This is a genomic window from Streptomyces sp. NPDC004539 (assembly GCF_040610055.1).
Taxonomy (GTDB): domain Bacteria; phylum Actinomycetota; class Actinomycetes; order Streptomycetales; family Streptomycetaceae; genus Streptomyces.
This window is the reverse complement of sequence record NZ_JBEXLS010000035.1, coordinates 56,734-70,152: the sequence shown is the minus strand read 5'-3', so window position 1 is coordinate 70,152 and position 13,419 is coordinate 56,734. Positions and strand designations below refer to the sequence as shown.

Here is a 13,419-nt window from a genome sequence, read left to right as displayed (position 1 = left end):
ACCGTCGGCGCGCCTGTTCCTCCAGTGCCCCACGAGCCGTTCACCGTCTGGCCCTTTGGCTCGATGTCCCCTGAGTACCTCGGGGTCGACGAACAGCCGCTGGCACAGGCGGTCACCCCGCATGCCTGCGGCATCACCGAGACGGCCCGCCAGGCGGGACCTTGCCTATATCGACATGCCTGTTCAGCTGGCTCCCGACCCTGCATTGGACGATCTGCCGGACCGACCAAGTACAGCTGGTCAGCCGGCTTCGCAGCCGGCTGACCAGTATGTTTCCCGCGCTGCAGGGCTATCGCTACTCGTCGCACAAGCGCTCGGTGCTGCTGACGGGCTGCCCGGCCCCCGCAGCGATCACCATTCGGGTCATGGCGGCGGCGCTGCCGAGGTAGCGGGCAGGGTCGCAGAGCTGGCTGATGCGCTCAGCTCCGAGCCGACTCACCAGGTCAGCGCGGTCGAGGAGCTCGGCTTCCAGGGTCGTGCCGGTCTCGATGGCGGTGCGGCAGGCTTCGTAGACGACTTCGTGGGCCCGCTGCCTGCCCAGAACGGGTGCGATGTCCATCATCACGGCTTCGGCGACGATGAGTCCGCCGGTGAGATACGTGTTCTGACGCATCCTGTCCACGTTCACCTCCAGGCCGGAGAGCATGAACTCCGCCTGGTGGAGTGAGCTGGACAGCAGCAGGAAGGCCTCAGGCACGGCGGCCCACTCCAGGTGCCAGGGGCCGGTGGCGCGTTCGAAGTCCTGCATCATCGCGTCGAGCAGGGACGAGGACTTCTCGCGCAGCAGCTTGGCGGCGGCGAACATCAGCTCACTGGAGATGGGATTGCGTTTCTGCGGCATGGTCGAGCTGGCGCCGCGTCCGGGGACGAAGGGTTCGGCGAGCTCACCGAACTCGGAGGAGCACATCATCATCACATCCCAGGCAATCTTGCCGAGGGAACCGCCTATCGCGGCGAACAGAGAGACCAGTTCCACGAGTCCGTCACGTGCGACATGCCAGGTGATCAAGGGGTCGCGCAGTCCAAGTTCGGCCGCTAGGGCCGCACGGGCCTCAAGGCCGTCAGGGCTTTCGCCGAGGGAGGCCAGCGTTCCGGCGGCACCGCCGAACTGGACCATCAGAGCGCGCTCGCGCGCCTGTTCCAGACGCTCGGCGTGTCGGTCCAGGGCAGAGAGCCAGACGGCGCACCGGTAGCCGAAGGTGACGGGGAGGGCGTGCTGGAGATGGGTGCGGCCGACGGTGATGGTGTCGACGTGCTCCTGAGCGAGCCGCTGGAGAATGCGTCGTACGTGGTCGAGTTGGTCTTGCAGGAGGGCCACGCCCTGCTTGCACTGGAGCATCACAGCGGTGTCCATGATGTCCTGGGTGGTGGCGCCCCAGTGGAGGAAGCCACCGGAGCCGCCGCACTGGTCGGAGAGCTGCTTGATAATCGGCAGCACCGGGTATCCGACGATTTCCGTTTCGGCTCGCAGCCGCTCCAGGTCCAGGCCGTCGAAGCCGGCCCGCGCGGTTATCTCGTCCGCGGCCTCAGCGGGGATGATGCCGACCTTGGCCTGCGCGCGGGCGAGTGCGGTCTCGGTGTCGATGATGCGCTGTACGTAGGCGGTGTCGCTGAAGATCTCGCGCATGGCCGGGGTGCCGAACATGTCGCGGAACAGCAGGGAGTCGAAGACGGTACTGGGCATGCTCTGTCTCACTTTGCGAATGTGGAGGAGGGGGTGGGCCGGGCGGCTTCTGTGGGTGCGGGGGTGTCTTCCGGCGCGTTGCGGTGCGGCATCTTCTCCGACTCCGCCAGTTCCTCGGCCTCGGACTTGGCCAGGAAGGCGTTGGGATCGGCCAGGGCGCTTTTCACCTTGTCGACGTCCATTTCCTTGCACCACTTGGCCACGACGAACGTGGCGACGACGTTGCCGAAGGTGTTGCAGAAGGCGGTGGCCATGGACATGAAGCGGTAGACGCCGAAGAGGACGGCCACACCCTCGACAGGCAGGTTCCCGGTCGCCGAGACGGTGGAGGCGAAGACGACAAAGGTGCCGCCGGAGACGGTGGCCGCGCCCTTGGAGGTGAGCAGCATGATCAGCAGGAGGCCGAGCTGCTCGGGAATGCCCATCGGGATTCCGTAGACGTTGGCGACGAACAGGGTGCAGATGGACAGGTAGATGGAGGTGCCGTCGAGGTTGAAGGCGTAGCCGGTGGGCACGACCAGGCCGACGGTCTGCTTCGAGCAGCCGATGCGGGGGAGTTTCTTCAGCAATCCGGGCAGGGCCGCTTCGGAGGAGGCGGTGCCCAGGACGAGGGTCATCTCCATGCGGACGTACTGCAGAATGCGCAGGACGTTGAAGCCGGCGAGCAGGCAGACGAGCCCCAGGATGCCGAAGACGAAGACGCCGATGACCAGCCAGTACTGCAGGACGAGTTCCGCCAGGGCCAGGAGCATCTCGCTGCCGCTGGTGCCCACCGAGTAGGCGATGGCGCCGAAGGTGCCGATGGGGGCGAGCTTCATGACGACGTTGACCAAGCCGAAGAACGCCTCGGAGACAACTTCCAGGCCAGCGTTGATCTTGTCCTGCATGTGCGGCTTGAGAGCCAGCAGACCGACGCCGAAGAGAACGGACAGCACCACGACCTGGAGCAGTTGACCGGAGGAGAAGGCGCCGACGAAGTTGTCGGGGACGATGCCCTTGAGGAATGCGGTGAACCCGTGCGCACCATCCTCGGCCTTCGGCGCCTGCTCCGAACCGGCGGCTGCGTCAAGGTCGGCGCCCTTGCCCACGTCGAACAGGTTCGCGGCCACAAGGCCGAGGACCAGCGCGGCGGTGGAGACGACCTCGAAGTAGACAAGCGCCAGGAATCCGACACGGCTGGCCTTCTTCAGATCGCCTGCGGAGGCGATGCCCATGACGATGGTGAAGAAGACCAGCGGCGCGACTCCGGCTTTGACCAGCGCCAGGAACAGGTCCCCGAGGATCTTCAGGTCGGCCGCGAAGCCGGGGAAGGCGAAGCCGACCGCGATTCCGAGCGCCATGGCTATGACCACCTGCGCCCCAAGCCCCCGGTACCAGCGCTTGCGCGGCGCGGATGGGGGCGCGGTGTCCCGTAGCTGCTCGCCTGACTTCATGCGTCTCACACCCTTGTCTAGACGTGTGTCTAGACAATGATGTCGAGGATGCGCGGATGTCAAGAGGTGTTCACACGGCAAGCAGCCGGCAGGCCCGTAAGGCAACGGGGCGTAACAGGGTTACTTGCGGCTGAGGATCGTCTCGTGGACGAAGTGGTTGCCCGCGTGCGTGCTGACGGCGACCTCGAAGAGGACTCCGGCGGTGTCGTAGTATCGGCGGACGAACTCCAGCCCCGGGCCCCCGGGCTTCACCCCGAGGTGTGCCGCCGCTTCCGGCGGCACGCTCACGGCCCGCACCTGCTGGACAACACGCTCTACGGCACGGCCCGTACGGGCTTCGATCAAATCCGCAATCAACCGCGTGTTCTTGCCCAGATCGGCGGCGATGGCCGCGGCGTCGTCAGGGCGCAGATACACCCTTGCCCAGGAGGCGGCTCCCTCGGGGCGCGCCGGGTCTCGCCGGGTTGCGGTCACGCACACCTGCCGGGAGCCCTCCGCCAGCCCGGTGATGGCAGACAGAGCGGCGTCCACCGTCACCGGCTCCACCGAGAGAACGTGCCGCACAGCGGCTTCGCCGTACTGGGCCAGTTCCTCGATGCTGCCCAGTTTCGTCGTGAACTGAGCGAAAGGCGTCACACGTTCCAGGCGCGTGCCGACGGCCTTGTGCCGTGAGATCAGTCCGCCCAGCTCCAGGCGCTGCAACGCCCGCCGCAGCGTCTCCCGCGAGACGCCGTACTCCAGAGCCAACTCGGTCTCGGTAGGCAACAGCTCGCCGACGGTCCATTGCCCCGCGGCGACTCTCCCCATGAGGTCGTCGGCGATCGCCACGTATCGCGGCTTAGCCACGGGGAAACTCCTTGCCTGCTCAGGGCACCGACAGTGACATCCTAGAGCAGCGCCGGATCAGCCTGATCGCCCCCGCTGCCCGGTGCGACTGCCTTCGCCGCAGGGGAAGGCAGCAGATGCCCTCGCTTCCTCGAGCTCGGTTCGGACGACGCCATTCTGCCCGCTGCCGTGAAGGCCCGTGGGGGAAGGGGATCGTGACGATGATGATCGCGACCGCGTCCGACCTGACCAGGCAGGTGCCAACGAGCTGGATGCGGTCGAGGGCGGTTCTGCGGGCCGCACTTACGGTATGCCCGGCCATCGCGGCGTAGCCGTAAGTGGCTCCACTGCACGAAGGGGCAGGCGGCACGGCCGCCTGCCCCCGCGATCAGGGATGACTCCGAGGCCCGGCAGGGGTCTGCGTGGCCCCTTGGCTGTCGCGCCCCCGTCCGCCGGTCAGATCCAGGTGGGCATGGCCATCGCGGCGTAGCGGGCGCCGAAGCCGCCGCGCGGGAGGATCTCCTGGATGGCGGCGAGATCGGCCTCGGTGAGGTTGAGGTCGGCGGCGCCGGCGTTCTCCTCGATCCGCGCGGCGCTGCGGGTGCCGGGGATGGGCACGATGTGCTCGCCCTGGGCGAGCAGCCATGCCAGGGCGAGCTGCGAGACGGTGGCACCCTTGGCTTTGGCGAGTTCTCCGAGCCGCTCGACGGCTTCGACGTTCTTCTCGAAGTTGCCGGGCTGCCAGCGCGGGTCGTAGTTGCGGTAGTCGGACGGGTCGTACTCGCTGGCGGGCTTGGCGTTGCCGGTGATGAAGCCGCGGCCGAGCGGCGAGTAGGCGACGAAGCCGATCCCGAGTTCCTGAAGAACCGGGAAGAGCTCCTCGACGGTGCGTTCGAAGAGGCTGTACTCGGTCTGGAGGACGGAGACCGGCTGCACGGCGTGCGCGCGGCGGATGGTCTTCGGTCCGGCCTCGCTCAGGCCGAAGTACTTCACCTTGCCGGCATCGATCAGTTCCTTGACGGCTCCGGCGACTTCCTCGATCGGCACGTTCGGGTCGACGCGGTGCTGGTAGAGCACGTCGATGTGGTCGGTGCCGAGGTAACGCAGGCTGTTGTCGGCAACCTTGCGGATGTGGTCGGGACGGCTGTTGAGGACGCTGCCGTTCGGGTCGGCGGCCAGGTCGAAGCCGAACTTGGTGGCCAGTACCACCTCGTCGCGGACGTCCTTGAGCGCCTTGCCGAGAAGGATCTCGTTGGAGCCGGTGCCTCCGCCGTAGAGCTCGGCGGTGTCGAAGAAGGTGACCCCGAGCTCGTGCGCTCGACGGACGGCCTCGACACCGGCCTGTTCGTCTGTGGGGCCGTACGCCATCGTCAGACCCATCGAGCCGTAGCCGATCGCGGAGACGACCAGGCCCTGGCTCCCCAGTGTCCTGCGCTGCATGTTTCCTCCCAGAGGCAAACCAAACTGTCTGGTCTGACCGTATGCCACCTCGTGCCGTCAGTCAAACTGAACGGTTTGGTATGCTCGTGACATGACTTCCCAGACCGGCGCCGACTCCACCCGTGACCGCATCGTCACTGCGGCCACGGCCGAGTTCTCCCGGCACGGAATCGCCGGCGCGCGCATCGATCGCATAGCCAAGGCCGCCCGGACCAGTAAGGAGCGCGTCTACGCCTACTTCCGGAGCAAGGAGGAGCTGTACCGCTTCGTCTCCGGCCGCGAGCTCGCCGCCATCGCCGAGGCCACTCGCATGGACCCCGCCGACCTGCCCGGCTATGCAGGCCGTATCCACGACTACTTCACCGCCCACCCCGAGCGGCATCGACTGATGATCTGGGGCCAGCTGGAACTCGGCCCTGACGACGCGCCGGAGGACGACCCCGTCCGTCAGACCATGACCCACAAGACCGAGCAACTGCGCTCGTCACAGGAGGCAGGGCATCTCGAGCCCAGCTGGGACCCGCTGGATGTCCTCATCCTCGTCAACCAGATCGCCACATCCTGGGCCAACCAACCAGACCTCACCGCGGGCGTCCCCCTCCATGAGCGGGCCGATTACATGGCCGCCCGCCGTGCTGCCGTCGTGGCAGCCGTTCAGCGCCTGTTTCCCACAGCCCGAGCCCAGGCCGGCGAGAGGCGCTGACAGTGTGGCGAAGCAGGGCTCACGCGGCACCGAACACAGGACGGCACCGCGCTGGCCGATTCCCTCGAGTACTGGACTGCGGAGTCGGCTCGCCTTGGGGGCTGCGCCCCTTCAACAAACCTTGGTTTTCTGAGAGTCGCCCTGCAGGGCGATGAGACCCACAGGGCCTTCAAGAGCCTGGGACGTTCAATGACTCCGGGCCTCCGCTTTCTGGAAGGCCCGGGCCAATTGCTGCCGTTGCCGAAACCGGCACATGCGGGCGCTACTGGACGCGGATCTCGGCCAACTGTAGGCGGTGCTTAGCGGTCTCGTCGGTGGCCGGCTTGCCGAGTCTGGTTGTCCTCAGGCGGAGGTAGCGACCGGTCGCGGAAGCGAGGGTATAGGTGTGGGCGGCGCCGCCTGGGTTGGGTTCACCGGTGATGGTGCGGGCGGTGGTGTAGGTGGTGCCACCGTCGGTGCGGGTCTGGAAGGTGAAGTCGACGGGGAAGCCCGCCGTGCCTCCGCCTGCGGCGCTCGTGTCGGTGCGGGGGTGGAGGGTGACCGACCGCATCACCTGGTCCGCGCCGAGGTCGATCTCGATCCAGACCGGGGTGGCGCTGACGTCTGCGGAGGGAAAGTCGATGCTGGTGAAGCCCTTGGTGCCGGTCGCGCTGGTGAGAGTGCCGTCCAGGACCCGGCTCTTGCCCCAGTCGCTATTCTCCAGGGTGTAGTTGCTGGTGACGGTGGTCGCGGCGGTGGGGATGGTGAGTTCGGCGAGTTGGAGGCGGTACTTCGTGGTCTCGTCGGAGGCGGGGCTGCCGAGCCGTGTGGCATGGAGGCGGACGTAGCGGGCGGTGGTGGTCTTGAAGCCGTACGTCTGGACGAGCCCGTCGGGGTTCGCCTGGCCGGTGATGGTGCGGACGGTGGTGTAGGTGCTGGATCCGTCGGGGCGGGTCTGGATCGTGAAGTCGACCGGGAAGCCCGCGGTTCCGCCGCCGGCCGCCGGGGTGTCGGTGCGGGGGAAGAGGCGTATGGCGTCAAGGTCGGTGTCGGCCCCCAGGTCGATCTCCACCCAGACGGGGTTCGCGCTGACGTCCGCGGAGGGGAAGTCGTTGCTGGTGTAGCCCTTGGCGCCGGTCACGCTGGTGAGCTTGCCGTCGGTGAGCCGGTTCCTGCCCCAGTCGCCGTTCTCCAGGCTGTTGTTGCTGGTGACCGGCCGCCCCAGGGCGAGATTGTCCAGGCGGCCGACGCCGGTTGCCGTAAACGTCCATGCGCCAGGCTGGACGGTGAAGTACACATACGAGGCGTCCTTGCCCGCATGGCTCAGACCGCTGACGCTGCCGGTGGCGGAGCCGCCGGTGAAGACGGTGGTGCCGTTCGCCCTGATGACCGGCTGGGAGCCGCCGTAGGTGGGTACGCCCACCCGAGCGGTCCCCCCGCTCGGTGAGGTGAGCGTCAGAGTCACTTGAGTGCCGTCGCGCACGATGCCGAAGCGGATGTCGCCCTTGACGGTGGGCGTGACCGTGTTGATCTTCGTGAGGGTGCCCGTCTGCGGGATGACCTCGTACGCCGTCCAGCCCGGCTGGGTGGGGCGGACTCCGGCGGCGTAGGCGGACAGGGCGTACAGGGGGCCGCCGTTCCAGGCGTGGTTGTCGGTGCCGTCGGCCTTGGTCCACAGCTCCCACAGCGTGTAGCAGTCGGGGTCGGCGACCTGGGCGGCGAAGCGGTTGCGCATCCGCTCCTCGGCGACGGTGGCCGCGCCCATGAGGTAGAGCGCTTCGAGGACGTAGAACTCCATGTAGGGGCTGGCGTTGAGGTGGGTGCGCAACACCTCCGTCACCGCCCGGAAGCGGGATGCGGGGGCCAGCCCGGCGACGACGGCGAGGGCGTTGGCGCGGTCGTCGGTGTCGCGGGTGTAACCGGGGGAGCGGTACTCGTTGTTCGTGGAGTTCCACAGCACGCGGTCGAAGTTGGCCCTGATGCTGTCGCGCCTGGTCTTCCAGCCGGCCACATCGCCGCTGTTGCCGGAGAGGTCGGCCAGCTTGGCGGCGGTGTCCAAGGCCAGGTAGTACCAGCAGTTGTCCAGCACGCGGGCGTCGATGTTGCTGCCCCAGTCCTCCCAGTCCCAGTCACCGGCACGGTGGTTGACCAGACCGTCAGCATCCAGGCTCCACAGGTTCAGGTATCTCTTCACCGCCGGATAGGCGCTGGTGACCGCGTCGGTGTTGCCCGTGTAGAGGTGGTACGTGCCGAAGGACCACACCGAGGCGAGCATCTGGACGGGCAACTCGGCCGTCCAGATCGTCGAGGGGACCGGGGAGTAGAGCGCGCCGCTGGACTTCTGCCAAGAGGCGAGCTGAGAGATGGCCTTCGCGCCGAGGGCGTGGGAGCGGCTGTCGAAGGTGTAGAAACCCTCCTTGAGCTGGTTGACCACATCGCCCCACCATTGAGAGCGTTCGCGGGTGGGGCAGTCCATGTAGTTGTCGCGCATGTTGACGTACATGGTGCGCGCGGCCTTGCCCCACAGGGTGTCGAAGAAGGCGTCGCTGCTGCTGAAGGAGCCCGCGAAGTCGGTGTCGTAGCCGCTTTCCCGGTACTTCAGATCGAGGATGGTCACGCCCGCGGGGATCGTGTAGCGCACGGCGGTGCCGCTCATCCAGGCCAGCGCCTCGAACTCCTGCACGCCTCCCTTGCAGACGTAGGTGGCACGCATGTTGTACTGCGTCCCGGGCTCGATCCCGGTCAGGCCCGCGCCGTCGTCGTAGTGATCGGTCTGGATGCCGATCACCGCACCGGCCGGGCCGTCCACCTTCAGATACGGGGTCACCTGGATGTTGGACGGCAAGGTGGCGGAGATCGCGGTGGCGCCCTGGCCCGTGGACGGCAGCGAGGCCCCGTTGGCGTAGGACCTCAGCCCGGAGTACCGGAACTGCGGGATCGGCCGCTGCACCAGGGCGTTCCAGGGCGCCGAGCCTGCGGCACCGAAGTCGGTCGGCGCATCCCAGCCGCTGTCGTCGAAACCGGCGGACTCCCAGCCGGCCATTGCGGTGGCATTGCGGGCGTCGTAGTAGACGTTCGACTCCGGCAGCCGGAAGTTGACCTGTGTGCCGCTGGTGTTGTTGGAGTAGCCCGGGTGGACGGTGTGCTTCCAACTCGTGTCGCTGGCAAGCCGGGTGGTGGTTGAGCCGGCCTGGATGTCCGACTGGAACAGCAGCCCGCCCTTGCCGCTGTTGTTGTGCGAGAAGCCCTGCTTGCCGAAGTGCCACACGAGTAGCGCGACCGTGTTGCTCCCGCTCTTCAGGTGCGGGGCGAGGTCGATCTCGTCGTAGTAGGTGTCCGTGCGGTTGGGACCGCGCTTGAGGCCGCCCTCGAAGACCACCAGCGTGCCGTTGACCCACAGCCAGTACTTCGAGTCCGCGGCGATCTGTGTGACCGCCTTCGACGGCGCTGACCCCAAGGTGAACGATCTGCGGAACGCCACCCACTGGTTCGCCGAACTGGACGGCGCCCAGACCCACTTCGCGGTCCAGGACACCGCGGCCGACGCCGCGGGCGCGAGCCCCGGCAGGACCAGAGAGCCCAGGGCCGGTGCCAAGGCCACGCCTATCGCAGAGCGCAGGGCGGACCGGCGGGAGATGTGCTGCATCGCAGACTCCTCGCTTCAGTGATTCAGAGGCAACAGGTGGACGGACAGTGCTTGGCGTTGGCCCGACGCCGAGCAATCACAATTGACTGAATCGATTCAATGACTCGTTTGCAGACGGGATACTCGATCCTCGTCGAGCGGAATGTCAACCCGTGTGCATCAAGAGTGGAAGTAGTCCCTGCGGGTGCAGGCTCTCAAGTCGCCCCCGATTCAAGGCCTCGCTGACAGCCCTGCTTGGCCGCCGTGTGTGGGGGGTAGAAATCCTTCCCTGTTACGGACGCTGCCGCTGGTGTAAGACTTCGCATGGCGGTCGCACAACGCGCGTGCTCGGCCGACGTCCCGACGGCGACACTTGTTTCCTGCCGTGCTCGTGTGCATGGCTGATCCGTTCATGATGCGAAGGCACAGGTATGTCCGCCGAGCCCCCTGAGCCTCATTTTCTGCCTCCACCGGCTCCAGTGAGGCATCGCGCATGCGGCGCATCTTTATCGCAGCAGCACACTTGCTGCTGGATGTGTCGCGCGAGCGGTTTCAGCCGAGCGAGGTGAAGGAGTGGTCCAGGCCGTTCATTGGCAATGTGGCGGCCTGGATGTCGGTGAGATCTACCGAAGTGCGGACCACCGACTCGGCGGGACGACGAGGCGCTCGGCGACCACGTCGGCCGCGTCCATGTCTGGGACACATAGCAGGGTGGGCGCCTCCGCAAGTGCAGGTCTCGCGACACGGCGGGTGCTCAGCGATGACTGCTCCGCGTCAGCGTGCAGGAAGGGCCTTTCGCAGCCGCCGGCATCCGGCTTCTTGCTGTATGTCGGACGGCAGATTAGGTGGATGCGTTGGTGGCGGCCCAGGAGGCCAGCAGACGTAGCCCGTCGTGGCTCGGAGAGCTGGATTCGGCGGTCCATACGGTGAGGTGCTGGTCGGAGCCTGCACCCGCAGTAAGGGTGTACCAATCGAGGATGAGGTTGCCAGCGATGGGGTGGTGGAGGGCATTGGTGCCCCGGGTTGCGGCGGTGGCCTTGTGGCTACTCCACCAGGTACGAAAGTCGTCGTCCCGCACAGAAAGTTCCCCGACCAGCGTGGCCAGCTGCGCATCTTGCGGGCACCTGTCAGCTTCAACGCGCAGCTTGGCCACGCAGAGTCGGGCCACGCTGTCCCAGTCGGCGTGCAGGGTGCGCATGGCGGGGTCGGTGAACAGGATGCGCACGTAGTTGCGGTGCTTCTCGGGGATCTGGGAGAAGTCGGTGACCAGAGCGGCGCCCAAATCGTTCCAGGCGAGGACGTCTAGACGGCGCCCCAGCACGACAGCTGGTGTGGAGGTCAGGCCGTCGAGCAGGCGCTGTAGCACCGGCCGGACCGTCTGCGCTCTGCTGCGACGTGGGCGCGCGGGCTCCTTGTCAGCCAGCTCGAAGACGCGGTCCCGCTGAGCGTCAGTGAGGTGCAGGACACGTACGAGGGCATGCAGGACCGGTGCTGAGGGCCGTGCGCGCCCTTGTTCGAGGCGGGCGTAATAGCCGGGGCTGATGCAGGCTTGCTGGGCGACTTCGTCCCGGCGCAACCCCGGAACACGGCGCCGACTGGAGCCGGGCAGGCCGACGCAACGAGGGCTGAGCTCGCCGCGACGGGCCTTGAGGAATTCGCCCAGCTCCCTGAGGTGGATGTTGCTGGTCATCGTGCCAGTCTGCACCTCGGTCCGGTTCTGCGGAGGGGGAGAGATCTCTACCAGGAACGCGGCTCCCAGGATGGGGAGCGTCCGCGGTCAGACTGCCTCCTGTTGGACAGACCAGATAGGACGACTCCGCCAAACAACGAGAGTGCGGCATGCGGTTGTGAAAAGCCTGTGCCAAGCGCAACCCACAGCCCGGTCAATTGGCGTGATCGAATGATCAGGGGACGCTGCTGGAAGCCCTGATGCTTTGGTCGGCAGCCCAGGAGGCGAGCAGCCGCAGGGCGTCGTGGGAAGGTGACCCAGGCGGGGCGGTCCAGGCGATGATCTGCTGGTCGGGATTGGTGCCGCAGCTGAGCCTGTTCCAGCCGAGAGTGAGTTCTCCGACGACCGGATGACGCAGCCTCTTCGTTCCCAAGATCCTGGTGTCGACATGATGCTCGGTCCACAGCTTCCGAAACTCCTCGTCCACGGCCGAGAGCTCCTCGACGAGGGCACGGAACTTCGGGTCCCCCGGATAGCGGGCGCTCGCCATGCGGAGCTGGGCGATGGCCAAGAGGGCGACTTCCTCCCAGTCCATGTACCGGGCCCGAAGAGCAGGATCGGTGAACAGCATCCGGACGTAGATCCGGCGGTCCTCCGCAATGCTTCCGAAGTCAGTGAACAGGGCCGCAGCCAGCTGGTTCCAGGCCAGGACATCGGAATGGCGGCCTATGACGAACGCGGGGCTGGTGGCGAGGTCGTTGAGAAGGAACTGCAATTGCGGGTCCACCTTCTCTCGCGTGCTGTGAGGCGGCTGTTCACTCTTGCCAGCGAGCTCGAAGAGATAAGTGCGTTGGTCCGCGCTGAGTCGGAGTACACGGGCAAGAACGGCCAGCACGGGAGTGGACGCCTGCATGCGACCCTGCTCGATCCGCGTGTAGTACTCGGTGCTGATGGAGGCCAGCAGTGCGACCTCCTCACGTCGCAGGCCGGTCACCCGCCGCGGCTGTTCGCCAGTGGTGGGCAGGCCTACGTCGGCCGGGCTGACGCCGGCGCGCCGTGCTTTGAGGAACTCACCCAGCTCGTTCAGGTGCAGGTCACGACTCATAATTCCAGAGTCGCAGATGTTCAGGTATGTGAAGGGCAAAGATTATCCCTGGACGTCCGGCTGCGGAATCACTAAAGCGATCGATCGGTCGGCGGGATTCGGCTCCGTGACCGCAAGCGCACGCGGAGAAGCCGGCCCCACAGTCGGGATCCCGGTTGAGAGAGCCGAGGCACACCCGGGCGGCTGTGACGATCTCGAAAGGATCCTTCCGGGTCACCGCGCACGGCCGAGTGCTTTCTCGTGGGTCGGCCGACTGCGATCCCGGCAGCCAGAAAAACAGCAAGCTCCAGGCGGCGGTCATGACGAAGCCCGTCTTCCTCATGACCGCCGGCTGGGCAGGTAGTGCCTGCGCGTGTGTGGCGTGGGAGGCCAGTAATGAGAGGACTCAGCTACTCCGCGCCTGTTGCAGGACGTGGCTGTCCGCAGCCTGCATAAGCCACGCGATCTTGGCGTCGCGGATGGTCCAAATGTGAATGTACCGAACACCTGTTCGGTTCCTGCTCTTGGTCTCGTGCCGATCGCCGTCCGCGTAGTACTGATCGGGGGCTGGGGAAACCGGCGTGATGTCCCAGACGAGGTCTGGCGTCACGATCTCCGCGGCGACCGCTGGCGCCATGCGGATTTGTAAGACGACGGACGAGAACGATGTTCGCGGTGTTTGACACAGGGGCCCTGAGCTGCACCCCGTTTCGTGGAGTCGGTTCCCGCGGTGACGTGGACTGGTCACGGTAAGCGATCGACTCCGTCAGCGTCCGCGCCCTCGAAGGGGGCGGCTGGCGGGACCGAATCCGATCGACCGCAGCAAGAAGGGATCGAGAATCCACTTGATCCGAACCGCGGGAGCCTGCCCTTGTCAGTAGGCAATCTGCTGCAAACCTCCACGACAGTCAGGCCCTCATCCCGCGGGTCCGCGGCATCCCGCCACGGGCAGGGCAAGACCAAGAAGGCATCGACCT

Annotated in this window: 8 protein-coding genes and 1 pseudogene; 2 read left to right on the top strand and 7 right to left on the bottom strand. The window is 66.6% G+C overall.

Annotated features, from left to right (window positions below):
- Positions 1–295: 295 nt before the first annotated feature.
- From ABZX85_RS44530 to ABZX85_RS44515, 4 genes are all read right to left on the bottom strand, one after another.
- Positions 296–1,684 carry an adenylosuccinate lyase family protein gene (locus ABZX85_RS44530; protein ID WP_355883057.1) on the bottom strand — a complete coding sequence of 463 codons (1,389 nt, stop codon included), beginning with the start codon at positions 1,682–1,684 and terminating at the stop codon, positions 296–298.
- Positions 1,685–1,692: 8 nt separating this feature from the next.
- A complete protein-coding gene (locus ABZX85_RS44525) occupies positions 1,693–3,117 on the bottom strand; it encodes a cation:dicarboxylase symporter family transporter (RefSeq protein WP_355883054.1) in 1,425 nt (474 codons plus the stop codon).
- 120 nt (positions 3,118–3,237) lie between these two features.
- Positions 3,238–3,963, bottom strand: coding sequence for a GntR family transcriptional regulator (locus tag ABZX85_RS44520; protein ID WP_355883051.1), 726 nt, complete (start codon positions 3,961–3,963; stop codon positions 3,238–3,240).
- A gap of 435 nt (positions 3,964–4,398) precedes the next feature.
- Positions 4,399–5,382: an aldo/keto reductase gene (locus ABZX85_RS44515; RefSeq protein ID WP_355883048.1), complete on the bottom strand. Its 984-nt coding sequence runs from the start codon at positions 5,380–5,382 to the stop codon at positions 4,399–4,401.
- Positions 5,383–5,473: 91 nt separating this feature from the next.
- On the opposite strand from ABZX85_RS44515, the gene ABZX85_RS44510 reads away from it, so the two are divergent.
- Complete coding sequence (locus ABZX85_RS44510; RefSeq protein ID WP_355883045.1) at positions 5,474–6,085, top strand: TetR family transcriptional regulator; 612 nt, start codon at positions 5,474–5,476, stop codon at positions 6,083–6,085.
- A 262-nt stretch (positions 6,086–6,347) separates the two neighbouring features.
- Here ABZX85_RS44510 and ABZX85_RS44505 read toward each other — a convergent pair whose 3' ends face one another.
- From ABZX85_RS44505 to ABZX85_RS44495, 3 genes are all read right to left on the bottom strand, one after another.
- Positions 6,348–9,710: a discoidin domain-containing protein gene (locus ABZX85_RS44505; protein ID WP_355883042.1), complete on the bottom strand. Its 3,363-nt coding sequence runs from the start codon at positions 9,708–9,710 to the stop codon at positions 6,348–6,350.
- Positions 9,711–10,530: 820 nt separating this feature from the next.
- On the bottom strand, positions 10,531–11,379 hold the full coding sequence (locus ABZX85_RS44500; RefSeq protein ID WP_355883039.1) for a helix-turn-helix transcriptional regulator: 849 nt from the start codon (positions 11,377–11,379) through the stop codon (positions 10,531–10,533).
- A gap of 214 nt (positions 11,380–11,593) precedes the next feature.
- Positions 11,594–12,463 carry a helix-turn-helix domain-containing protein gene (locus ABZX85_RS44495; protein WP_355883036.1) on the bottom strand — a complete coding sequence of 290 codons (870 nt, stop codon included), beginning with the start codon at positions 12,461–12,463 and terminating at the stop codon, positions 11,594–11,596.
- 696 nt (positions 12,464–13,159) lie between these two features.
- Between ABZX85_RS44495 and ABZX85_RS44490 the strand changes: the two are divergent.
- Positions 13,160–13,387 (top strand): annotated as a pseudogene (locus ABZX85_RS44490) (IS5/IS1182 family transposase); the annotation flags it as partial.
- Positions 13,388–13,419 lie beyond the last annotated feature (32 nt).

Excerpts from the sequence above, each read along its gene's own strand:
- ABZX85_RS44510 (WP_355883045.1), top strand. The coding sequence starts at position 5,474 with ATGACTTCCCAGACCGGCGCCGACTCCACCCGTGACCGCATCGTCACT.
- ABZX85_RS44530 (WP_355883057.1), bottom strand. The coding sequence starts at position 1,684 with ATGCCCAGTACCGTCTTCGACTCCCTGCTGTTCCGCGACATGTTCGGC.
- ABZX85_RS44515 (WP_355883048.1), bottom strand. The coding sequence starts at position 5,382 with ATGCAGCGCAGGACACTGGGGAGCCAGGGCCTGGTCGTCTCCGCGATC.
- ABZX85_RS44500 (WP_355883039.1), bottom strand. The coding sequence starts at position 11,379 with ATGACCAGCAACATCCACCTCAGGGAGCTGGGCGAATTCCTCAAGGCC.
- ABZX85_RS44495 (WP_355883036.1), bottom strand. The coding sequence starts at position 12,463 with ATGAGTCGTGACCTGCACCTGAACGAGCTGGGTGAGTTCCTCAAAGCA.
- ABZX85_RS44525 (WP_355883054.1), bottom strand. The coding sequence starts at position 3,117 with ATGAAGTCAGGCGAGCAGCTACGGGACACCGCGCCCCCATCCGCGCCG.
- ABZX85_RS44505 (WP_355883042.1), bottom strand. The coding sequence starts at position 9,710 with ATGCAGCACATCTCCCGCCGGTCCGCCCTGCGCTCTGCGATAGGCGTG.